This is a genomic window from Devosia epidermidihirudinis (assembly GCF_000971295.1).
Classification (GTDB): Bacteria; Pseudomonadota; Alphaproteobacteria; order Rhizobiales; family Devosiaceae; genus Devosia; species Devosia epidermidihirudinis.
This window is the reverse complement of sequence record NZ_LANJ01000004.1, coordinates 273133-296995: the sequence shown is the minus strand read 5'-3', so window position 1 is coordinate 296995 and position 23863 is coordinate 273133. Positions and strand designations below refer to the sequence as shown.

The window sequence follows — 23863 nt, the reverse complement described above, 5'->3', positions numbered from 1 at the left end:
GGTGCTGACTACCCCTTCACCACCGGAGCATTCCGCACCGGCAGGTCATTCGAATAGATATTGTGCAGGCCGACATTGAGGATGTCGCGCTCGCCGCAGAGGGCCATGGTGGTGTCGAGTTCCTTGCGGATGATGTCGAGTACGCGGGTCACGCCGGCTTCGCCTCCGGCGCCCAGACCGTAGAGCATGGGGCGACCGATGAAGGTGCCTTTAGCGCCGTAGGCCATGGCCTTGATGACGTCCTGACCCGAGCGAATACCGCTATCGAGATAGACTTCGGTCTTGCTGCCGATCGCATCGATGATTTCCGGCAGCACGCGGATGGTCGACGGGGCGCCGTCGAGCTGGCGGCCACCATGGTTGGAGACGATCACGGCGTCGGCGCCATTGTTGACTGCCGCCAGCGCATCCTCGGGATCGAGCACGCCCTTGACGATCACGGGCCCGCCGAAGCGTTCCTTGACCCACTTGATGTCGGCCCAGTTCAGCGTCGGATCGAACTGGCTGGCGGTCCAGGCGGACAGGGATGCCAGATCGTGATCACCGCTTACATGGCCCACGATATTGCGGAAGGTGTGGCGCTTGGTGCCCAACATCCGCATGCACCACAGGGGATGCTGCATCATCTGCCAGATCGAATACGCATTGAATTTTGGCGGTGTCGAGAGCCCGTTATGGATATCCTTGTGGCGCTGGCCCAGGATCTGCAAATCCATGGTCAGCACCAGCGCCGAGCATTTCGCTGCCTTGGCGCGGTCGATCAGGCGCTCGATGAAGCCCCGATCGCGCATCACATAAAGCTGGAACCAGAACGGCGCCGTGGTGTTTTCGGCAATGTCTTCGATCGAGCAGACACTCATGGTCGAAAGCGCGAAGGGAATGCCGTATTTTTCGGCGGCCTTCGCGGCCTTGATCTCGCCATCGGCCACCTGCATGCCGCCGGTTGCGGCGGGGGCAATGGCCACAGGCATGGTGATCTCTTTGCCCAGCATCTTGGTCTTGAGGTTTCGCCCCTCAAGGTTCACCGCGACCTTCTGCTTGAGCTTGATCTTGTTGAAGTCGCTCTCATTGTCCCGATAGGTGCCTTCGGTATAGCTGCCGCTATCGGCATATTCGAAGAACATCTTGGGCACGCGCCGACGGGCGGCTGTTTTCATTTCGTCGACGGTGAGGATTTTATCGAGTGCGGCCATGCTGGGCTCCCAAGGTTGCCTTGCCGTAGCAACTAACATGTTAGTCGTCAATGCTGGCCATTGGTCGAAGCCCACCCCCTTGCACTCGCTTCCGGCTTCCCCTCAAATGCCCACCAAAAAGGGAGGCCCACATGGCCATTGGCGGCGACGCGCTCGAAGTCATCGACAAGAAATTCTACGACCTCACGGTCGGCATCGCGACGCTCGATGTGCTCTATGATGGCTGCCGCTGGGCCGAGGGGCCGGTGTGGTTTGGCGATGGGCAATATGTGGTGTGGAGCGACATCCCCAACAATCGCATGCTGCGCTATGTACCGGGCCTGGGCGTCACCACCTTCCGCACGCCCTCCAATTACGTCAATGGCAATACGCGCGACCGCGAGGGGCGGCTGATTTCGTGCTCGCATGGGGCACGCGCCGTGCTGCGCACCGAGCCCGACGGCACAGTGACGACGCTGGTCGATCGCTACCTCGGCAAGCGTCTCAATTCGCCCAATGACGTGGTGGTCAAGTCCGACGGCACGATCTGGTTCACCGATCCCAGCTACGGCATTTTGAGCGATTATGAGGGCTACAAATCCGATCAGGAGCAGGACGGGTGCTTCGTCTATCGGTTCGATCCGGCGGATAACTCGCTGACCGTCGTAGCCGATGATTTCGCCAAACCGAATGGGCTGGCCTTTTCGGCCGACGAGTCCATTCTCTACGTTTCCGACACCGGCCAGAGCCATGATCCCGATTGGCCAGCCCATATTCGCCAGTTCAGCGTTGACGGCCGCAAGCTGAGCAATGGGAAAGTGTTTGCCGATATCGACTCCGGCCTGCCTGATGGCTTCCGGCTCGATACCGACGGCAATATCTGGACCAGCGCCGGGCTGGGCGTGAATGTCTATGATCCGGCGGGCACATTGCTCGGCCGCATCAAGACTGGCGCCAAGACCTCAAACGTCACCTTTGGCGGCCCGCGCCGCAACCAGCTCTACATCACCGCCAGCCAATATCTGATGACCATTTATGTCGGCGCCACGGGGCTGCAGCGCCCCTGATGGATCGGCGTAGCGCCTTCATCGTCGAGCATTTGCGGCTCGATCCGGTGCCGTCGCTGCCTGATATCGTGCTCTATACGGCTCATCCCGGCAGTCGCTTGTCGCTGTTGGCGGAAGGCGACGATCCGCCCGCGCCCTACTGGGCCTATCAATGGGCGGGTGGCTTGGCACTGGCGCAGCATTTTCGCGCGCATCCCGAACTTGTTGCGGGGCGGCGTGTGCTGGATCTTGGCGCTGGGTCGGGGCTGGTTGGCATCGCAGCTGCCAAGCTAGGCGCAAAGGTCAGTGCCGCCGAGATGGACCCCAATGGCCAAGCCGCCATTGGTCTCAATGCCGCGGCCAATGGCGTTGCCGTGCCGCTGGTTGCGGTGGGTCTGGCCGAGGTTCCGGAAGGCTTCGATCTGATCGCCGCAGGAGATGTGTTTTACAATCCCGACGTTGCCACGCTCATGCTGCCGTTTCTGCGCGCCTGCGTTGCAGCGGGGATTGATGTGCTAATCGGCGATCCAGACCGCCGGGATTTGCCGGTTGAGCAGCTGGCGTTGGTGGCATCCTACGCGGTGGGTGATGTCGGCGACGCCCGCTCCAGTGCTGATCGGGTTGGGTCGGTCTATCGGGTGATTTAGGTGTTTTGGGAAGAGTACCCCCACCTAGCCTCCCCCTGAAAAGGGGGAGGAATTCGGCCAGTGTTTTTCGGCCATAGCGCGCCAAACGCAATCTGTCCCTCCCCCTATCAGGGGGAGGTTAGGAGGGGTACTCCGATCCCTCAGACCTTCTTCTTCGCAGCCTTCGGTTTGGGCAGCGGCAATGCTGCCGCCGTCACCCGCACCAACTCGCTCAGCCAATCGCTGTCATCCCAGCGATCACCCTCGATCAGAAAATAGGGCTTCGATCCCGGATAGGGATGGCCCTCGGTGATCTCGCCGAGGAAGGCCCGCCCAGCATCGGTGGGCTTGATAAATAGCTGGTCGTCGCACACGAAGGCCACGACCTTGCTGTCGCAATAGAGCGCATATTCGCCGAACATGGCTTTGGAGGAGACGGTGCCGGCCGTCTCCACCTGTTCGATGATGTAGTCGAGCGTGCTCTTCTGGCTGCCCATTACATGACCGCGCCGACCTGCCATGGCACGAATTCGTTGTCGCCATAGCCGAGGTCTTCGGACTTGGTGTGCTTGCCCGAGGCGATCTCGATCAGCATGTCGAAAATCTGCTGGCCCTTGTCCTCGATGGACACCCCTTCGACGATGTCACCGCAATTGATGTCCATGTCGTCGGTCATGCGCGCATACATGTCCGAATTGGTGGCGAGCTTCATCGAGGGGACGGGCTTGCAGCCATAGGCCGAACCGCGACCGGTGGTGAAGGCGAGCAGGTTCGCGCCGCCAGCAACCTGGCCGGTTGCCGAGACGGGGTCAAAGCCGGGCGTGTCCATGAAGACGAAGCCCTTTTCGGTGACGGGTTCGGCATATTCGTACACGGCTGTCAGTGGCGTGGTGCCGCCCTTGGCGGCCGCGCCGAGCGATTTTTCCAGAATGGTGGTCAGGCCGCCCAGCTTGTTGCCGGGGGAGGGGTTGTTGTTCATCTCGCCGCGATTGCGCTGGGTGTAATCTTCCCACCAGTGGATGCGTTCGATCAGCTTTTCGCCCACTTCGCGATTGACGGCACGGCGGGTCAGCAGATGTTCAGCGCCGTAGATTTCGGGCGTTTCGCTGAGGATCGCGGTGCCGCCATTGCGCACCAGAATGTCGGCGGCATAGCCGAGCGCCGGGTTGGCGGTGATGCCCGAATAGCCGTCCGAGCCCCCGCATTGCAGCGCCAGCATCAGATGGGATGCGTCGACCGTTTCGCGGCGGGCAGCAGCGGCGGTGGGCAGCATTTCCTTCACCTTCTCCACGCCCCATTCGATCATGCGCTTGGTGCCGCCGCGCTCCTGAATGGTCATGGTCTGGAAGGTCTCGCCTTCGGCAATGCCATACATTTCCTTCATGCGGCCGATCTGGAACACCTCGCAACCCAGACCCACCAGCAAGGCGGCGCCCAGATTGGGGTTGGAGGTGTAGCCCCACTGGGTGCGCTTGAGGATATCAAAGCCCTCGCCCTGGCTTTCCATGCCGCAGCCAGTGCCGTGCACGAAGGGTACGACGCCGTCGATCTCTGGATAGTCTTCCAGAATCCCCGAGCGGTTGATGGCTTCGGCGACGAACTTGGCGACGGTGGCCGAGCAGTTCACCGAGGTCAGGATGCCGATATAGTTGCGGGTGCCCACCTTGCCATTGGCGCGGCGGTAACCCTCGAAGGTCGCGCGCTGATCGAAGGGCACCATGTCGGGCGCAATGGCGCCCTCGGCAAAGGCATAGTCGTGCTTGAGGGTGCCGTCGGCGCCGCCCATGCCGCAATTGTGCTCGTGGATCCAATCTCCAGCCGGAATGGCTTCCTTGGCGAAACCGATGATCTGACCGAATTTCAGGATGGCCTCGCCGGCATTGATCGGGCGGGTGGCAAATTTGTGCCCGCGCGGAACGCGGCGGACAATGCGCACGCCCTGTGGGGTATCGGTGCCGACATCGAGATTGGCCAAAGCCACGGCGATATTGTCGGCAGAGTTCAGCACCAGCGTGCGGGCAGATGGAGGGGTCATCGTTTCGGACATAAGACGGCTTTCGAAGGTCGGGTCTCAACTAAGCTTTACGGGGACGGCTTTTGTCGCCAGATTGCGCGGCAACCGGCAGCTAAGTCGTTTGTAAAACACCACGGCTTTAACTAACATGTTAGCATGAGCGCAGAAGCAAGTCCCTACTCATTTCTCGTTCGGCCCACGCCGTTGTCACGCGGCAGCGTGACCGCTGAAGTCACCAATGCGCTGCGCGATGCCATCGTGTCGTTGGCGTTGGCGCCGGGCGAAGCCATCGACAAAACCGCTATTTGCGAACAGCTTGGCGTGTCGCGTTTTCCCGTCAGCGAGGCGCTGGCGCGGCTGCAGGCCGAGGGTTTGGTGGATATTGCGCCGCAGCGCGGCTCCACCGTATCGCTGGTCAAGATCGCCGATGTCCGCGAATACATGCTGATCCGCAAAGCGCTGGAGAGCGAGGCGCTGCGTGTGTTGATCGGTAGTCACGATGCCGATTTGATCGATGCGCTCCACACCAATATGGCGATGCAGCGCGAGGCGGCCGAGCGCGACGATGCTGATACGTTCCACCAGATCGATATCGATTTTCACGACATCATCTTCCGCTCGATGCGCTTCACCAAGATCAAGAACATCATCGATTCGGCGCGGGCGAACCTTGATCGGGCGCGCAGGCTGATCATCACGCCACGGCGTCTGGCCTTCACCATTGCCGAGCACCAGAAGATTTTTGACGGCATTCTGGGCGGCGATCAGGATCAGGCGACGCGCGCCATCCGCGTCCATATCGATAATGTGATGGTGGAGTTGTTCGCCTTTGCCCGCGAAAAGCCAGACCTGTTTGCCGATGGCGACACCCTGGGCACCGATCACGACAGCTTCCCGTTCGGCTGACCGGTGAAGGGGATGGTTCTTTCCAAGATTACCAGGGCAACCATCGTCGTCTGTGCAATGGTGTTTTCGCCTATCTTTGTCTCCACAGTAGCCCTCGCAGACTGCCCCGACCGTCCTGCATGCAGCGGATGTGGCTGCAAGGGCGGTCCGGGCTATCGGGGGCCGGATGGAAAGTGCGTCAGCCACAAGAATTTGGAGCGTGTCTGCGGCGACCCGGCGACATCGCTCTGTGTCTTCGAGAATGCCCCCGGCACTGGCGCTAACCGCAGTTGCGCACTAGGGCTCGATGAGCCGGACGACCAAATCAATTCCTTCAAAGAAGAGTAAAACAATGCTCAAGAACATTCCGCCGATCCTTGGTCCTGACCTGCTCGGTATTTTGCGTGCCATGGGCCATGGCGACGAGATCGCCATTGTCGATGCGAACTATCCCGCGGACTCGGCCGGGCCAGTGCTGGTGCGCCTCGATGGCATCACCGCAACCGATGTGCTCGACGCGATCCTGACCGTCATGCCGCTCGACGATTTTGTCGATGAGGCCGCGATCTGTATGCAGGTGGTGGGTGATCCCAATAAGCGCGAGCCGGTGATGGACCTGTTTGAAGGCATCGTGAAACGCCACGAGCCGGAAATGGGCCTGTCTTCGCTGGAGCGCTTTGCCTTCTACGAGCGCGTTTCGAACGGCTACGCCATCATCCAGACCGGCGAGCGTCGGCTCTATGGCAATATTCTGCTCAAGAAGGGCGTTATCCGTCCGGATGCATGATTGATGGGGCGACCGAACCGATTGTACCAAGGTCGCCCTCGACAAGCTAACATGTTAGCCGCTATGGCCATGCCAAACGGTAATAGAGGGACTGCTCCATATGAAACTGCTCCGCGTTGGCGCCAAAGGTGCCGAGAAACCCGCAATCCTGGCTGAAGACGGCTCGATCCGCGATCTCTCCGGCGTTGTCGGCGACATCGCCGGTCAGACGCTGACCCCCGAAGGTCTGGCCAAGATCAGCGCCGCCGACATCAATGCACTGCCCGTGCTCGATGCCGGTCAGCGCATCGGTCCCTGCGTGGGCAATGTCGGCAAGTTCATCTGCATTGGCCTGAACTACGCAGATCACGCTGCCGAAACCGGCGCGCCCATCCCAGAAGAGCCCATCATTTTCATGAAGGCCACCAGCGCGATCATCGGCCCGAACGATGACGTGATCATTCCAAAGAACTCGATCAAGCCAGACTGGGAAGTCGAGCTGGGCATCGTGATCGGCAAGGAAGCCCGTTACGTCGACGAAGCCGACGCACTGGACCACGTTGCCGGCTATTGCCTGATCAACGACGTCTCCGAGCGTCACTTCCAGACCGAGCGCGGCGGCACCTGGGACAAGGGCAAAGGCGCTGACACCTTCGGCCCAATCGGCCCATGGGTTGTCACCAAGGACGAAGTTGCGGATCCACAGAACCTGGCCATGTGGCTCGAAGTTGACGGTCACCGCTACCAGAACGGCTCGACCAAGACGATGATCTTTGGCGTCGCCAACATCGTCTCCTATGTCAGCCAGTTCATGAGCCTGCAGCCCGGCGACATCATCTCCACCGGCACCCCTCCGGGCGTCGGCATGGGCATCAAGCCAAACCCCGTCTGGCTCAAGCCCGGCAACGTCATGCGCCTGGGCATCGAAGGCCTCGGCGAGCAGACCCAGAACGTGAAGGCCTACTCGGCCTGATGGAAAGGGCGGGGGAAACCCCGCCCTTTTTGTTTGGGTGGGGCCACGTCGATAGCAAGAATACCCCCACCTCACCTCCCCCTCAAAAGGGGGAGGAACCCGATCGAGTGTTCGGCGATCTCCCCCGTGCACCGGGCAAGTCCCTCCCCCTCTCAGGGGGAGGCGAGGAGGGGGTACTCCGATCTCATCCCCAAAACTTATCCCCCAGCCTCCACAGTGCCTCGTACTCTTCCCACCACCTCACGACACCAGCGGGTCGCGCGAACCGGCTGTGGGGGGCGGATGGGAGCGGGGGATGTTCGTAGACTCCGTGGGTCGCGTGGACCTCTGCCGGGGAAGGCCCCCAGCAAGGATGCCGCTTTCCAGAAAACCCATCGCGTGCGGCGAGTTTGGCTTCACATTCTAAAATCATCATGAGGCGAAGCTCGTCGCATGCACGCTGCTTGAAAACCGCTTCGGGCGGTGATTTCGCACGTCCAGCGGCGTTGCGCGGTGGCCGGCGGTCACATTTTTGATCCACGCCTCGATCGTCTCGCACTTGTTCGGCACAATGTTGCGCTGATGGGGCGGCACCAATAAAGTCGCGTGCATGAAAACCAAGGGAGAATCAGCGATGGAATTATTTGGGGGCTTCGCGCTCGATGGCCTCAGCATCACGCTGATTGGCCTTGGTATTCTGGCGCTGCTGGTGCTGTTCGCTGGCGCCAAGACGGTGCCACAGGGCTACAATTACACCATTGAGCGCTTCGGCAAGTACACCCGTACCCTCAAGCCAGGCCTGAACCTCATCGTGCCGTTCATCGACAGCATCGGCAAGAAGATCAACGTCATGGAGCAGGTGCTCGACGTTCCCCACCAGGAAGTCATTACCCGCGACAACGCCTCGATCACGGCGAACGGCGTGACCTTCTATCAGATCCTGGATGCTGCGGCCGCCGCCTACGAAATCTCGGGGCTGGAAAACGCTATCCTCAACCTCACCATGACCAATATTCGTACCGTCATGGGCTCGATGGACCTCGATGAGCTGCTGAGCCATCGCGACGAAATCAACGAGCGCCTGCTGCGCGTGGTTGATACCGCCGTGTCGCCATGGGGCATCAAGATCACCCGCATCGAGATCAAGGACATCGATCCGCCAAAGGATCTGGTGGATTCCATGGGTCGTCAGATGAAGGCCGAGCGCGAAAAACGCGCCGCTATTCTTGAAGCTGAGGGGCGTCGTCAGTCGGCTATTCTGCAGGCCGAAGGCGCCAAGCAGGCGCAGGTTCTGGAAGCTGAAGGCCGCCGCGAAGCCGCGTTCCGTGATGCTGAGGCGCGCGAGCGTTCGGCAGAAGCCGAAGCCAAGGCAACCCAGGTCGTGTCGGACGCTATTGCCAGCGGCAACGTTCAGGCTATCAACTACTTCGTGGCCAACAATTACATCAAGGCGCTGGAAGCCATCGCGACTTCACCCAACCAAAAGCTGCTCATGCTGCCGGTTGAAGCCTCGAGTGTCATTGGCGCCATCGGCGGTATCGCCGAGATTGCCAAGGAAACCTTTGGTGGTTCCGCGCCCGCGCCGGCCCGCCCAAGCCGTCCGCCCTCATCGGGCCAGCAGTAAGGCAGGACCATCATGCAGATCGTCGATTTCATTGCTGCCAATTCATCGTGGTCATGGATCGTCGCCGGACTGGTGCTGCTCGCGCTTGAGCTTGTAGTGCCGGGCGGGTTTCTGCTGTGGATGGGCGTGGCGGGGATCATCACCGGCATTCTGACGTTCTGGGTGGTGATCAGCTGGCCACTGCAATGGCTGATCTTTGGCGTGCTCTCGCTCGTCACCATCGCGCTTTGGGTGCGCTGGAACCGTGGCCGTCAGGCCGCCAGCGACCGCCCCTATCTCAACCGTCGCACAGATGGTCTGATCGGGCAGGAGGCTGTGCTCGAACAGCCTATCGTTCAGGGCTTCGGTCGCATCGCGCTGGGCGACACCGTCTGGCGCGTTTCCGGGCCCGATCTGCCCGCCGGGCGCCGTGTGCGCATTGTGGGCAGTACCGGCGCGGTTCTGGCCGTCGAAGCGCTGCCCAATTAGCCTTCTGGCAAGGTTTCGTTAACCATAAAGTGGAAGGATCGCCCCGAGCCCGGGGCGTTCCGTTCGTGGGCCGGATCGGTCATAGCCGATTGTGATCGGTTTGATCTGGTGGAGCGAACCTTGGCTCTCTGCAAGCGGCATATTCTGTGGCGGTCTGGCGCGATTGCGCTGGCGGCCCTTTGTGCTGCGGCGCCCGCTCTGGCAGACTCGCAACTGGTCGCGGGCGATGGCTCGGCCGTCGACAATGATCGACTGCTGCCCGGGCAATACCCTGCGTCGCCAGTCGCAGACTGGTCTGCCGAGCCCTACGACCCTTTCTTTGACATTGATTGGTCCATTGGCCTGCGCGGCACCTACACCAAGGCAAAAGAGGACGAGCGCTTCGACATTCGCCTCACGCCATCGGTGTCGCTGGAACATATCGGCTCCCGCTCAGCGGTGAGCCTTGCTGGCAGCGTTGAGGTCACCCGCCCGCAGGATGGCAAGATCGACATCACCGGACTGCGCCTCAATGGCAGCGCCGGTTATGCGCTCGACAGTGACACCCGCATCATCAGCAATGCCAATTTCTCGTTGAGCCGGGAACTGCCGGGCACGCCTGGCCTTGGATCCAACATTGCCGAGGCACCCCAGACCATCAAGGGTGGCGTGGATGTCGGCATTACCCGCCAGTTCGGACGCTTCAATGTCGGCGTGACCGGCGGGGTGGCCCGCAGCGCCTATGGTCCCACGACCTATGTCGGTGGCACCAGTGTCGACAATTGGGAGCGCAATGCCTGGATGTTCGACGCGGGTCTGCGCGTTGGCTATCAGGTCACGCCGATCTTTGAAGTGTTCGGACAGGCAGGACTTGGCCGCGACATCTTTGACGAGCCGCAACTGACCGCGAAGCGCGATGCCACGGACGCCGCCTTGCGTGCGGGTGTCACCGGTCGGTGGAACGATGTGCTGGAGGCGACGGTCTCAACCGGCGTGGGCCTGCGCCGGTTCGATGCGGCTGGGCTCGATGAGGTCGTGACACAGCTTTACGACGCGAGCGTCACCTATCGCCCCGACGAAACCCTGCGCCTGACGGCGGGGCTGAGCACCGGGGTCACGCCTTCGGGTCCACTTGATGGCGGCACAACGCGCGTGTCCTACGCGGCCAATGCCGAGCTCGGATACACCGTCAATTCCTGGCTGGCACTGCGGGCCAGCGCAGATTGGCGCACCGCCAGCTTTGTCGGCAGCAGCGATACGGAAACCGGCTATGGCTTCGGGCTGGGTGCGGACTACCGCATCAACCGGCACACGGCCGTCACAGCCGATTATGGCTACAGCCAGTCCGATACGACTGCAGATGGAATCGAAGACGCCCACCGCGTCGCAGTGGGCGTCACAATCAAACGCTAGTCAGATCGCTTAGAGGTGATCCTCAAGGTCCAGCTTGCGCAGTTCCTTGATGAAGCCTTCGCGGATGTCGTCGCGGTCGAGCGCATAAACGACGTTGGCGGTCAAAAAGCCGATCTTGGAGCCGCAATCGAAGGACTGACCTGCGTACTTCACCCCCTTGAACTGCTGATTGTGCATCAGCTTCTGCATGGCGTCGGTCAGCTGGATTTCGCCACCAGCGCCACGCGGCTGATCGGCGAGCAGGCCAAAAATTTCCGGCTGCAGAATATAGCGACCTGAAATGATCAGGTTCGAAGGCGCGTCTTCGCGCTTGGGCTTTTCCACCATGCCGGTGAGTGCAAAGCCGGTGTCGGGGCCATCGCCGCGCTCGATCACGCCATAGGACGAGACTTCGCTTTCGGGCACTTCCTCGACGGCGATGATATTGCCGCCGCCGTCTTGATAGGCGTCCATCATCTGCTTGAGCACGCCTGGCTCGCCCTTGAACAACATGTCCGGCAGCAGCAGCGCGAATGGGTTGTCGCCAACGATATCGCGGGCACACCATACGGCGTGGCCAAGCCCGAGAGGCTCCTGCTGGCGGGTGAAGCTGGTGCGACCAGCGGAGGGGAGATCCTTGCGCAGGGAGTCGAGGGCCTGTGTCTTGCCGCGGGCTTCAAGCGTGGTCTCAAGCTCGAACTGGCGATCGAAGTGATCCTCGATGACGCCCTTGTTGCGGCCGGTGACGAACACAAAGTGCTCGATGCCCGCTTCACGCGCTTCATCCACCGCATATTGAATGAGCGGACGATCCACGACCGTTAGCATTTCCTTTGGCAGCGCCTTGGTGGCAGGCAGGAAACGAGTTCCCAGGCCAGCAACTGGAAATACGGCGGTTCTTACGCGCTTTGGCAAATCAGGCACTCCGTTTGATATTTGGCGTAAAGCTATCTCAACCTGTATAAAATATCATAGAGGCAATTTCGCGTTTGTGTTTGAGGAGTTATGAGATGGCAGTTCTGGTCACAGGTGGCGCAGGATATATCGGCAGCCACATGGTGCTGAACTTGACCGATGCTGGCGAGAAGGTCGTCGTGCTGGACAATCTCGTCACCGGCTTTGATTGGGCCATTGATGGCCGTGCCGTTTTCGAGCAGGGCAATGCTGGTGATATCGACTTCGTGCTCGGGCTGATCGCCAAGCATGGTATTACCGAAATCATCCATTTCGCCGGGTCCATCGTGGTGCCGGAATCGGTCGCCGATCCGCTCAAATATTACGGCAACAACACCGCGACCTCGCGCAATCTGATCGAGGCCGCGGTGCGCGGCGGCGTGCGGCATTTCATCTTTTCGTCCACCGCTGCGGTTTATGGCATGACCGGGCTCGCGCCGGTGGTCGAGACCACACCGCTGTCGCCAATGTCGCCCTATGGCCGCTCTAAGCTGATGACCGAATGGATGCTGGCAGACGTCGCGGCGGCCCACCCTTTGACCTTTGGTGTGCTGCGCTATTTCAACGTGGCGGGTGCCGATCCGGCAAAGCGCAGTGGGCAATCCACCCCCCTCGCGACACACCTTATAAAGGTGGCCTGTCAGACGGCTTTGGGGCAGCGCGAGAAGATGGACATCTTTGGCACCGATTATGAAACGCCTGATGGCACCTGCGTGCGTGACTATATCCACGTCACCGACCTGATCGCGGCCCACGCGTTGCTGCTCAAGCATCTGCGCGGTGGCGGGGAGAGCACGACGATCAACTGCGCCTATGGGCAGGGTTACTCGGTGCGCGAAGTGATCGATGCGGTCAAGGCGACCTCGGGCGTTGATTTCCGCGTCGATGAAGGTCCACGGCGCCCCGGGGATCCGGCTTCGGTCACGGCGACGGGTGAGAAGGCGCGGTCGCTGCTGGGCTGGGTGCCGCAGCACAATGACCTCAAGGAGATCGTTGAATCCGCCTATGCGTGGGAGCGTCACCTCATGGTCCGGAACCGCTAAGATGTTTCGATGGATTGCGCTTTTGCTGATGATTCTGGCCGTTCCGGCGCAGGCGCAGCCCATTGAGAGCTTTGACAGCTTTATCGCCAGCTTCCGCCCCAAGGCATTGGCGGCGGGAGTGAGCGCGTCGGTCTATGACGCCAACATGGTGGGACTGACGGCAGACCCGCGCGTGCCCAATCTGGTGACCAGCCAGCCCGAATTTACCACATCGATGTGGGACTATATCGAAGGGCGGGTCACCTCCGGGCGTATCGAACGTGGCAAGGCGGCGATTGCGCGCAACAGCGATCTCTTCAACAAGATCGGGCAGGCCTATGGGGTTGATCCCTATCTGCTCGGGGCCATCTGGGGCATGGAAACCGACTATGGTTCTGTGCTCAGCAATACCAAGCTGATCCAGCCGATCGTGCGGGCGCTGGCGACATTGGTGCATCAGAGACGCACGCGGCTGGTGGAAGACGAGGCTGATCTGATTGCGGCACTGCAACTGGTGCAGCGCGGTCCGCTTGATGGGCAGCATCTGGTCGGATCATGGGCAGGGGCCATCGGGCACTTGCAGGTCAACCCGTCGAGTGTCGTGGCCTACGGCACCGATGGCGATGGGGACGGGCGCATTGATCTCCACAATTCGCTCGCCGATGCCCTGGCGACCAGTGCCAAGTTCATTCGAGCCTTGGGCTATCAGCCGAGTGTCGATTGGGGCTTTGAGGTGTCGGTGCCTGCTGGGTTCGATTATCTTTTGGCCACGCGTACTCAGATGCAGCCGGTGTCGTTCTTTGCAAACAAGGGCGTGGCGCGCGTCTCGGGCCGTCCGTTTGCCGATCCAAAACTGCCGGTATTTCTCTATGTGCCCGCCGGCAAGGACGGGCCAAAATTCCTGATGACCCAGAATTATCTGGTGCTCAAGGGCTACAATTTCTCCGATAGTTACGCGATGTCGGTGGCGCATATGACGGACCGCCTCAAAGGGGGCGGGAGTTTCGTCAACGACTGGCCGCGCAAGACCACGTTCCCCAATCTGGCGCAGCGCAAGGGTATCCAGCAGGCGCTGATCAAGCTGGGGCTTTATCAGGGCGCAGTCGATGGCCGGCTGGGGCCGGTCAGCCAGGAGGCCTATGCTCGGTTTCAGGCTTCGCGTGGCGAGGTTGCCGACGGTTTCATAACCAAAGCCTCCTATGATGCGCTGGCGGCCGCCGCCCGATAACTTTGGAGCGACCGCGTGGCTTGGCCGTGCCGGTTTTGCTAGAGGAACTTCATGATCCGCTTGGTCGTCGCATTGCTGGTAGGTCTGCTCGTCTTTGTCGACGTGGCGCCTGCCTTTGCGCAGAACGACACCATCATCGTGGCTCAGCAGCAGCGGCGCCGCACGCTGTTCGACCTGCTGTTTGGCGATGAGCCAAAGCCCGCGCCGCCGCCGGTTGTGGTGCAGCAGCCCAAGCCGCGCGCGCCAACCGTCTCTCTGCCGCCGCCCAAGCCGCAGGTGGAAAAGGCTAGTGATGCCACACGGTTGGCGGTGTTCGGCGACTCGCTGGCGATCGATCTCAGCCGGGCGCTGGAGCGGTTCTATGCCGAAGACCCGAACCTGATCGTCATCAATCAGGGGGTCAGCTCCTCGGGCTTTGTGCGCAACGACTTCTTCGATTGGGACAAGGCGATCGCCGACCAGATCGCCAAGGACAGCTTCGATCTGGCCGTGGTTATCATCGGGGTGAATGATCGGCAGGAGATCAAGGTTGGCTCGCAAACCTATGTGCCGCTGACCGAGCAATGGAATGTCGCCTACCAGTCGCGTATCAGCGGTTTCCTCAACAAGCTGCGGGCGGCGCGCAAGCCGGTGATCTGGATCGGCTTGCCGCCGATGTCCAAGGATGACTATTCGGCGGCGATCAGCCAGATCAGCAATATCCAGCGGTTGGCGAGCCTCGCGGGCGGCGCTGAGTTCCTCGATATCTATGAGCGGTTCCTCGGTGAGGACGGCAAGTTCTCGGCCTTTGGTCCGGATGTGAGCGGGCAGAATGCGCGGATGCGCAAGGATGATGGTATCCACTTTTCCGCCGAAGGCTCGGACAAGCTGGCCTTCTATCTCAGCCAGACGATCCGTAGCTTTTATCGCGCCGGTGGGCTCTCCATTGCGGTGGTCGATCCGCTGTTGGGCACGGACGCGGCGGCGATGTTGCGACCTCCGTTCCAGGGGTTGGGCCAGACGCGACTGCTTGAAGTTGCAGGCGCGGTTATCCCGCTCAGCCGTGTGCCTGCACGGGCAGGAGAGCTGGTGACGGCGTCGGGTCTGGTTAGTCCCGCAGCGCCATTTAGTCTCGACGATCTGATGGCGGCGCCGGTTGGTCGCGTCGATGCGTTTGGCGTTGGGATTGTGCCCGAAGCGGCTCCGGTTGAGGACGCCAGCCCACTGTAGCGACCTGCATCAGGTTTATATTGACTGTGTAGATCATATTTATATAGCTGTCCCCACGAGCGGCCGTCCTCTTGGCTGTTCGCTAATTGGGGGACGTTTTTCGATGCCAAACCAGATCAGCCGCCGTCAGTTCGGCTTGGGCGCATCAGCCCTGTTGTTAGCCAGCGGACTACCGCTGCCCGCCTTTGCGCAGGGCGCGACCAAGACCGTGACGACGCCGCTGGGCACCTATGACATCCCGCTGCAGCCCAAGCGCGTTGTGTGTATCGATCACCGTACCGATTATGAGCCTGCCTATCTGCTGGGCCTGCCTGTCGTGGGCCATGGCCATTGGGATGCGCGCGATTTCGTGCCTGTCACGGAAGGCGCTGCTGATTTCCCGATGCCGACGACGGCGGAAGTCGTGCTCGCGCTCGATCCTGACCTGATCATCTGTTCGGGCGAAGATCCAACCGGCGAATGGTGGCCAGCCGCCAAGATGCAAACCATCGCGCCGGTGCTGACCACGACGTTCACCAATCACTGGAAGGACGATCTGCTGCAGCTGGGCGATTGGCTGGACCGCCGTGAGGCGGCCGAGGCGGCGGTAAAAACCTATTATGACAAGGTCGACGCGATGAAGGCCAAACATGCCGCCTTCCTCAACAGCAAGAAGATCGCGGCGGTGACCTTTCTGCCCGACACCAATGAATTTGTGGCCTTCCCCTCGTCGGCCGCAGACTATTTCGACGCCAAGGAAATGCTGCTCGCCGATCTCGGTGCCAAGTCGGTCGAGCGCGAGGCGCTCGTCGACAACGGCTTCAGCCTAGAAAACGTGGCCGACATTCTGGGCGATATGGACGCGATCCTGGTCTGCGACATGGGCGGGCCGGGGCTGCCCGAGCTCACCGGGCTGCCGCTGTGGGACCGTCTCCCAGCCGTGCAGGCGGGCAATGTCGGGGAGTGCAAGGGCTATACCTGGTATGGCTCGTACTTTACGGCAATGCACTTTGCCGAAGCCGTCGACGAGCTACTCGATCGCGTCGCCTAAACAAGAAAGCCCCCGGGTTCCGGGGGGCTTTTGTCTATTCGGTGAAGCGGACAGCGCCGATATGGGGCAGGTTCCGGTTGCGCTGGCCGTAGTCGATGCCGTAGCCGACGACGAATTTGTCGGGAATGTCGAAGCCGACCCACTTCGCCTGTACAGCGGTTTCGCGGCGGCTCGGCTTATTGAGCAGCGCGCACACTTCCATGCGGCGGGGATGACGGGTTTCGAGAATCTCGAGAACGTGCTTGAGCGTATGGCCGGTGTCGACAATGTCTTCCACCACGAGCACGTCGCGGCCACCGATCTCGCCGCGCAAGTCCTTGAGAATCCTCACTTCACGGCTCGATTCCATGGCATTGCCATAGGAGGAGGCTTCGAGGAAATCGACTTCCACGGGCAGGTCGAGTTCGCGCACCAGATCAGCGATGAAGATGAACGAGCCACGCAACAGGCCAACAACCACCAGCTTGTCGGTGTCGGCATAGAAGGTGGAAATCTCTTTGGCGAGCGCTTCGACGCGGGCCGCGATGGCCTTGGCGGAAATCAGTTCGTCAACGATGTAGGGCTTCTGGGTCATAGCGAGTCCGGGTAACGCAACCGCGAGTCTGTTAGCAGACTGTTAGCATTGAGGGTAGCGCAGACGGCGTTTTGCCGAGGGGATACCCCCACCTCGCCTCCCCCTGATAGGGGGAGGAATCCAGCCGGTGTGTTAGGAGAAATCGCGGCCAAGCACTCGATCTGTTCCTCCCCCTTTTCAGGGGGAGGTTAGGAGGGGGTACTCTTCCACACCTTCAGCGCGGTAGGTCGGTCTTGCCCATCAGGTCGAAGTCGATGGAGCGAGCGGCCTGGCGGCCTTCGCGGATGGCCCAGACGACGAGCGACTGGCCACGGCGCATGTCGCCAGCGGCGTAGACTTTCGGCACAGTGGTCTTGTAGCTCAGCGTGTCGGCAAAGAGATTGCCGCGCTTGTCGAGCTGAGCGCCCAGTTCGGTCAGCATGCCCTCGTGCACTGGCGAAGCGAAGCCGATCGCCATCAACACCAGATCGGCCTTGATGATGAATTCGGTGCCGGGGATGGGCTGGCGCTTGCGATCAACGCGGGCGCATTCGACGCCCGTGACCTGGCCCTTGGCATTGCCAATGATCTTCATGGTCCCAGCGGCAAATTCGCGGATGGCGCCCTCGGCCTGCGACGACGAGGTGCGCATCTTGACCGCCCAGTTGGGCCAGTTGGTCATCTTGTTTTCCAGCTCTGGCGGCATGGGGCGCACGTCGAGCTGAGTGACGGCAATGGCGCCCTGGCGGAAGCTGGTGCCGACACAGTCAGAGGCCGTGTCACCACCGCCGACGACCACGACATGCTTGCCCGCTGCCGTGAGCTGCACCTGATCGCTGACATCCTCGCCGCCGAGGCGACGGTTCTGCTGGACGAGGAAAGGCATAGCGTAGTGAACGCCATTGAACTCGGTGCCTTCGGCATCGACGTCACGTGGCTTTTCCGAACCACCGGCCAGCAGAACCGCATCGTGGCGGGACTGAAGGTCGGACAGCGGACGAGTGACGCCGATGTTTTCGCCATAGTGGAAAGTCACGCCTTCGGCTTCCATCTGCTCGACGCGGAAGTCGATGTGGTCCTTCTCCATTTTGAAGTCAGGAATGCCATAGCGCATCAGGCCGCCGGCCTTGGGCTCACGCTCATAAAGGTGCACGTCGTGACCGGCGCGGGCGAGCTGCTGGGCGGCAGCAAGCCCTGCAGGGCCCGAGCCGACAATGGCGACAGACTTGCCGGTCTTGTGGGCGGCGACCTGTGGCTTGATCCAGCCCGAGCGGATGGCGCGGTCAGCGATAGCCTGTTCTACCGTCTTGATGGCGACGGGGCTGTCTTCCAGGTTCAGCGTGCAGGCTTCCTCGCAAGGCGCGGGGCAGATGCGGCCCGTGAACTCGGGGAAGTTATTGGTCGAGTGCAGATTGCGCGCGGCCTCTTCCCAGTCGCCGTTGAACACCAGATCGTTCCAGTCGGGGATCTGGTTGTGCACGGGGCAGCCGGTGTCGCCGTGGCAGAACGGAATGCCGCAATCCATGCAGCGCGCCGCCTGATCGACGATCCGGCCTTCGGTCATTGGAATGGTGAATTCGCCAAAGTGACGAATGCGGTCCGACGCTGGCTCGTAGCGTGGCTCTTCGCGCTCGATTTCGAGAAAGCCTGTTACCTTACCCATTTGCTCTCTCCTTACTCGCTCGCCGCCACGCCCATGCCGGACGCGCGCTTCTTTTCCATGTCGCGGATGGCACGACGATATTCGACAGGCATGACCTTGACGAATTTCGGACGCATCTCGACCCAGTTGTCCAGAATGAACTTGGCGCGGGTCGAGCCGGTATAGTGGAGGTGGTTGGAGATGAGCTGATGCAGGCGCTCATCGTCGTGGCGGGTCATGTCGCCGGAAATGTCGACGCGACCATGCCATTCCAGATCCCCACCGTGATGGTGGAGCTTCTGCATCAATTCTTCTTCTTCCTGAACAGGCTCGAGATCGACCATGGCGAGGTTACAGCGATCGCGGAAGGTTTCGTCTTCGTCGAGGACGTAGGCGACACCACCGGACATGCCAGCCGCGAAGTTGCGGCCAGTCTGGCCGATGACGACGACAACACCGCCGGTCATGTATTCGCAGCCGTGATCACCGGTGCCTTCGACAACCGCAACAGCGCCCGAGTTGCGGACAGCGAAGCGTTCGCCGGCGATGCCGCGGAAGTAGCATTCGCCTGCAATGGCGCCATAGAGCACCGTATTACCGACGATGATCGACTTTTCGGGCTTGAAGGTGACCTTGTCGGACGGACGCACGACGATGCGGCCACCGCTGAGACCCTTGCCGACATAGTCATTGGCGTCGCCAACCATGTCGATGGAGATGCCGCGAGCGAGGAACGCGCCGAAGGCCTGACCGGCAGTGCCCGTCAGCTTGATCGAGATGGAGTCGTCAGGCAGGCCTTCATGGCCATACTTGCGGGCGACAGCGCCCGACAGCATGGCGCCGGCCGAACGGTCACGGCTGCGGATGGGCAGCTCGATCTGTACGGGCGTGCCATTGTCGAGGGCTGGCTGGGCCAGCTCGATCAGCTTGCGATCCAGCACCGCTTCGAGATGATGGTTCTGGAACTCGGAGTGATAAATCGTGTCGCCGCCGAGCGGTTCGGGCTTGTAGAACAGCTTGGTGAAGTCGATGCCTTCGCTCTTCCACTGATCCTTGAGGCGGCGCTGATCGAGCAGATCGGAGCGACCGACCAGTTCATTGAGCGTCCGCGCACCCAGCTCAGCCATCAGACCACGCAGTTCTTCAGCAATGAAGAAGAAGTAGTTGATGACATGCTCAGGCGTGCCCTTGAAGCGCTTGCGCAGCACCGGGTCCTGGGTGGCAACGCCAACCGGGCAAGTGTTGAGATGGCACTTGCGCATCATGATGCAGCCCGCCGCGATCAGTGGCGCGGTGGAGAATCCGAACTCATCAGCACCGAGCAGGGCGCCGATCAGCACGTCGCGGCCGGTCTTAAGACCGCCATCGACCTGCAACACAACGCGGCTGCGCAGACGGTTGAGCACGAGGGTTTGATGGGTTTCGGCAAGACCGATTTCCCACGGGCCACCGGCATGCTTGAGCGAGGTGAGTGGGGACGCACCCGTGCCGCCATCGTAGCCGGAGACGGTGATGTGGTCGGCGCGCGCCTTGGCAACGCCAGCCGCAACCGTGCCGACGCCCACTTCGGACACTAGCTTGACCGAGATATCGGCCTTTTCATTGACGTTCTTGAGATCGTAAATCAGCTGCGCCAGATCTTCGATCGAATAGATGTCGTGGTGTGGCGGTGGGCTGATGAGGCCAACGCCGGGGGTCGAGTGACGCGTCTTGGCGACAACCCAATCCACCTTGTGGCCGGGCAGCTGGCCGCCTTCGCCGGGCTTGGCGCCCTGCGCGACCTTGATCTGCAGCGCATCGGCATTGACCAGATATTCGGTGGTCACGCCAAAGCGGCCCGAGGCGATCTGCTTGATGGCGCTTCGGAGTGGGTTCTGCGACCCATCAGCCAGTGGCTTGTAGCGGTCGGGTTCTTCGCCGCCTTCGCCGGTGTTGGACTTGCCGCCAATCCGGTTCATCGCTTGCGCCAGCGTGGTGTGGGCCTCGCGGCTGATCGAGCCGAAGCTCATTGCGCCGGTGACGAAGCGCTTGACGATATCGACAGCGGGCTCGACTTCGTCGAGAGGCACAGCCTCGCCGAGTGGGCGAATGTCGAACAGGTTGCGAATGGCCAGATAGCCGTTTTCGCCCGAGTTCACGCGCTCGGCAAAGCTGTTGTAGCGATCCTGCGCGGTTTCGGGGCTGTCGTCCTTTGTGCGCACGGCATGCTGCAGGTCGGCAACGACATCGGGGCTCCAGGCGTGCTTTTCGCCACGGATACGATAGGCATACTCGCCGCCAACATCGAGCGACTTGCGCAGCACGGCGTCATCGCCGAAGGCGAGGCCGTGACGACGCACGGTTTCCTCGGACACTTCTTTGATGCCAACGCCTTCAATCGAGGTCGCGGTGCCAAAGAAGTACTTGTTGACGAACTCGCTGCTGAGGCCAACGGCGTCAAAAATCTGCGCGCCGCAATAGGACTGATAGGTCGAAATGCCCATCTTGGACATGACCTTGAGCAGGCCCTTACCCACCGACTTGATGTAGCGGTAGACCACTTCATCGGCCGAGACTTCCTCGGGGAATTCGCCCTCGGCCTGCAAAGCCGAGAGGGCTTCAAAGGCGAGGTAGGGGTTGATGGCTTCAGCGCCATAGCCAGCCAGCATGGCGAAGTGGTGGATTTCGCGGGCTTCGCCTGTTTCCACGACAAGACCCGTCGAGGTGCGCAGACCCTTGCGGATCAGGTGGTGATGCACAGCGGCGAGCGCGAGAAGCGTCGGGATATCGAGCCGGTCGGCCGAGACAAGGCGGTCGGACAGGATGATGATGTTGTATTCGCCGCGCACGGCTTCTTCGGCGGCGTTGCACAGGGCATCGATCGCCGCTTCCATGCCGGAAGCGCCCATATCCTTGGGATAGGTGATGTCGAGCGTCTTGGTCTTGAACTGGTTGGTGTCGATATCGCCAATGGCGCGGATCTTTTCGAGATCCTCATTGGTCAGGATCGGCTGGCGCACTTCGAGGCGCTTGACCTTGGAGAGACCTTCGAGATCGAACAGGTTCGGGCGCGGGCCGATGAACGAGACCAGGCTCATCACCGATTCCTCGCGGATCGGATCGATGGGCGGGTTGGTGACCTGCGCGAAGTTCTGCTTGAAGTAGGTGTAGAGCAGCTTGGCCTTGTTGGAGAGGGCCGACAACGGTGTGTCGGTGCCCATCGAGCCAACGGCTTCCTGGCCGGTGGTGGCCATGGGGGCCATCAGCAGCTTGATGTCTTCCTGGGTATAGGCAAAGGCCTGCAACCGGTCGAGCAGCGCTTCGGTCGGCTCAGGGGCCTTTGGCGCCACGGCGGGCAGGTCTTCGAGCACGATCTGCGTGCGGGCCAGCCAATCGCCGTAGGGGTTGGAAGTCGCCAGCGTCGACTTGATTTCGTCGTCCGAGATGATGCGGCCCTGTTCGAGATCGATCAGCAGCATGCGACCGGGCTGGAGGCGCCAGCGCTCGACGATGTCCTCATCGGGAATGTCCAGCACGCCCGACTCCGAGGCGAGGACCACATGGCCTTCCTTGGTGACGAGATAGCGGGCAGGGCGCAGGCCATTGCGGTCGAGCGTTGCCACGACATAGCGACCATCCGAGATCGACATGGCGGCCGGGCCGTCCCATGGCTCCATCAGGGAGGCGTGGTATTGATAGAACGCGCGGCGCTTTTCATCCATCAGCGGATTGCCGGCCCAGGCTTCGGGGATCAGCATCATCGCGGCGTGCGGCAGCGTATAGCCACCGCGCACGAGGAATTCGAGCGCGTTGTCAAAGCAGGCGGTGTCGGACTGGCCTTCGTAGGAGATCGGCCAGATCTTGGAGATGTCCTCGCCGAAATACTTGGAATGCACCGAAGCCTGACGCGCCGCCATCCAGTTGACGTTGCCACGGATGGTGTTGATTTCACCATTGTGGGTGGTCATGCGGTAGGGGTGGGCCAGCTTCCAGCTCGGGAAGGTGTTGGTCGAAAAGCGCTGGTGGACCAGAGCAATCGCGGACTCGAAGCGTTCATCGCTGAGGTCAGGGTAGAAGGCCTTGAGCTGGGCGGCGAGGAACATGCCCTTATAGACAATGGTACGGGCCGACATCGACACGACGTAAAAGCCGTTGTCGCTGTTGCTCTCGGGAACCGCCGCATAGACGGTGTTGGAGATGACTTTGCGCACGATGAGGAGCTTGCGCTCGAACTCATCCAGGGTCAGCCCATCGGGACGGGCGATGACCATCTGCTCGATGATGGGCTGGGTGGCGATCACGCCTTCGCTGAGCGCCGAATTGTCCGATGGGACAATGCGCTCGCCTAGAAGGGTCAGACCCTCGCTGGCGAGACAGCCGCGTACGGCGGTGGCGCACTTGTCGCGCAGTGCGGCAATGTTGGGGTAAAACAGCATGGCCACGGCGTAGTGGTGCTTTTCGGGCAGGGGGAAGCCCATGACCTTGCTGAAGAAATTGTGTGGGGTCTGGACCAGGATGCCGGCGCCGTCACCCATCAACGGGTCGGCTCCCACGGCTCCACGGTGCTCAAGGTTCTCGAGAATCTCGAGGCCCTTTTCAACCACTTCGTGGCTGGGCTTGTTCTTGATGTTGGCGATCATGCCGATGCCGCAGGCATCGTGTTCGTTTTTGGGGTCGTAAAGTCCTTGAGCCGCCGGCCGTCCAGTTTGTGGCACGACGGCGTCTGAACGTGTTGGGGTTTGGCGCGATCCCACCTGGCTGATCACCATGGTCATTATCCTCAACTTTGGCGAACTTTATCGCCCATTATACCATTGCCGGCGGCTGCCGGCCCGAATTTGCGGACACATCGCCAGGTCGGGTCGCACAGGGTACGGCTCGTCACGTGGCAATGTCTATTCCGTGGGGAGCGGCGCTGCATCCAAATGGCCGCTCGTTCGGGCTCGTATCAGCCCCGCCCCTCCGTTTCCGCTTTTGAAAAGCGGGCCAGCCGGATCGGGCGCGCGGGCTTGCCGGGGAGACCGGGGCGCCGCGTCAGATAGGACAGTTGTGCTGCCCTATCGAATTCACATTTGCATAATTCCAAACTGCGAGCAAGAAGCAAAGTTGGACTTCCTATGGAAATTATAGGAAAGCCTATATTTTACTATAGGAGTTTTGGGGTGTTTTGACCAGAAATGCACAAATTCTGCGCAGGCTGCGCAGAATTTGTGCTGAAATCCTATTTTTATGGGCTTTTGGCCCAGCAAGTCCTATTCTGGCTTGGTGCAAAATAGGACTTTGGCGGTGAAAAGCCGGGCTGACGACGCGGCTGAGCCCTGA

19 protein-coding genes are annotated in these 23863 nt (G+C 61.1%); 12 read left to right on the top strand and 7 right to left on the bottom strand.

The window, feature by feature from the left end:
* Positions 1-8: 8 nt before the first annotated feature.
* On the bottom strand, positions 9-1193 hold the full coding sequence (locus tag WH87_RS02670) for an alpha-hydroxy acid oxidase (RefSeq protein WP_046139938.1): 1185 nt from the start codon (positions 1191-1193) through the stop codon (positions 9-11).
* 131 nt (positions 1194-1324) lie between these two features.
* Here WH87_RS02670 and WH87_RS02665 point away from each other — a divergent pair, with 131 nt between their 5' ends.
* The gene (locus WH87_RS02665; RefSeq protein WP_046139939.1) at positions 1325-2239 is read left to right on the top strand and encodes an SMP-30/gluconolactonase/LRE family protein; all 915 of its coding nucleotides are present in this window, start codon (positions 1325-1327) and stop codon (positions 2237-2239) included.
* Positions 2239-2865 (top strand): class I SAM-dependent methyltransferase, encoded by a 627-nt coding sequence (locus WH87_RS02660; protein WP_046139940.1) that lies wholly within the window; start codon positions 2239-2241, stop codon positions 2863-2865. The genes WH87_RS02665 and WH87_RS02660 overlap by 1 nt, the downstream gene beginning before the upstream one ends.
* A 140-nt stretch (positions 2866-3005) precedes the next feature.
* Here WH87_RS02660 and WH87_RS02655 read toward each other — a convergent pair whose 3' ends face one another.
* Positions 3006-3341: a TfoX/Sxy family protein gene (locus tag WH87_RS02655; protein ID WP_046139941.1), complete on the bottom strand. Its 336-nt coding sequence runs from the start codon at positions 3339-3341 to the stop codon at positions 3006-3008.
* Positions 3341-4891, bottom strand: a complete 1551-nt coding sequence (locus WH87_RS02650; RefSeq protein ID WP_407060021.1) for a UxaA family hydrolase — start codon at positions 4889-4891, stop codon at positions 3341-3343. Before WH87_RS02650 ends, WH87_RS02655 begins: the two co-directional genes overlap by 1 nt.
* 123 nt (positions 4892-5014) lie before the next feature.
* On the opposite strand from WH87_RS02650, the gene WH87_RS02645 reads away from it, so the two are divergent.
* From WH87_RS02645 to WH87_RS02615, 6 genes are all read left to right on the top strand, one after another.
* Positions 5015-5764 (top strand): GntR family transcriptional regulator, encoded by a 750-nt coding sequence (locus WH87_RS02645; protein ID WP_046139942.1) that lies wholly within the window; start codon positions 5015-5017, stop codon positions 5762-5764.
* A gap of 331 nt (positions 5765-6095) precedes the next feature.
* Positions 6096-6530: an RbsD/FucU family protein gene (locus tag WH87_RS02640; RefSeq protein WP_046139943.1), complete on the top strand. Its 435-nt coding sequence runs from the start codon at positions 6096-6098 to the stop codon at positions 6528-6530.
* Between the two features lie 100 nt (positions 6531-6630).
* Positions 6631-7482, top strand: coding sequence for a fumarylacetoacetate hydrolase family protein (locus WH87_RS02635; RefSeq protein ID WP_046139944.1), 852 nt, complete (start codon positions 6631-6633; stop codon positions 7480-7482).
* Between the two features lie 613 nt (positions 7483-8095).
* Positions 8096-9085: an SPFH domain-containing protein gene (locus tag WH87_RS02630; RefSeq protein WP_046139945.1), complete on the top strand. Its 990-nt coding sequence runs from the start codon at positions 8096-8098 to the stop codon at positions 9083-9085.
* Positions 9086-9097: 12 nt separating this feature from the next.
* Complete coding sequence (locus WH87_RS02625) at positions 9098-9553, top strand: NfeD family protein (RefSeq protein ID WP_046139946.1); 456 nt, start codon at positions 9098-9100, stop codon at positions 9551-9553.
* Between the two features lie 120 nt (positions 9554-9673).
* Entirely contained in the window at positions 9674-10945 is a 1272-nt protein-coding gene (locus tag WH87_RS02615; RefSeq protein WP_052726544.1) for an outer membrane beta-barrel protein, read from the top strand.
* 9 nt (positions 10946-10954) lie between these two features.
* Here the strand turns inward: WH87_RS02615 and galU are convergent, their stop codons facing one another.
* Entirely contained in the window at positions 10955-11839 is an 885-nt protein-coding gene (galU, locus tag WH87_RS02610) for a UTP--glucose-1-phosphate uridylyltransferase GalU (RefSeq protein ID WP_046139949.1), read from the bottom strand.
* A 95-nt stretch (positions 11840-11934) separates the two neighbouring features.
* Between galU and galE the strand changes: the two genes are divergently transcribed.
* From galE to WH87_RS02590, 4 genes are all read left to right on the top strand, one after another.
* Entirely contained in the window at positions 11935-12921 is a 987-nt protein-coding gene (gene galE, locus WH87_RS02605; protein WP_046139950.1) for a UDP-glucose 4-epimerase GalE, read from the top strand.
* Between the two features lies 1 nt (position 12922).
* The gene (locus WH87_RS02600) at positions 12923-14128 is read left to right on the top strand and encodes a lytic murein transglycosylase (RefSeq protein WP_052726545.1); all 1206 of its coding nucleotides are present in this window, start codon (positions 12923-12925) and stop codon (positions 14126-14128) included.
* 51 nt (positions 14129-14179) lie between these two features.
* A complete protein-coding gene (locus WH87_RS02595; RefSeq protein WP_046139952.1) occupies positions 14180-15337 on the top strand; it encodes an SGNH/GDSL hydrolase family protein in 1158 nt (385 codons plus the stop codon).
* A gap of 103 nt (positions 15338-15440) precedes the next feature.
* A complete protein-coding gene (locus WH87_RS02590) occupies positions 15441-16367 on the top strand; it encodes an ABC transporter substrate-binding protein (RefSeq protein ID WP_046139953.1) in 927 nt (308 codons plus the stop codon).
* A gap of 34 nt (positions 16368-16401) precedes the next feature.
* On the opposite strand, the gene hpt is transcribed toward WH87_RS02590, so the two are convergent.
* The 3 genes from hpt to gltB form a co-directional block, all read right to left on the bottom strand.
* Entirely contained in the window at positions 16402-16941 is a 540-nt protein-coding gene (hpt, locus tag WH87_RS02585) for a hypoxanthine phosphoribosyltransferase (RefSeq protein ID WP_046139954.1), read from the bottom strand.
* A 214-nt stretch (positions 16942-17155) separates the two neighbouring features.
* A complete protein-coding gene (locus WH87_RS02580) occupies positions 17156-18583 on the bottom strand; it encodes a glutamate synthase subunit beta (protein WP_046139955.1) in 1428 nt (475 codons plus the stop codon).
* A gap of 11 nt (positions 18584-18594) precedes the next feature.
* Positions 18595-23316, bottom strand: coding sequence for a glutamate synthase large subunit (gene gltB / locus WH87_RS02575; protein WP_082092451.1), 4722 nt, complete (start codon positions 23314-23316; stop codon positions 18595-18597).
* Positions 23317-23863: the final 547 nt, after the last annotated feature.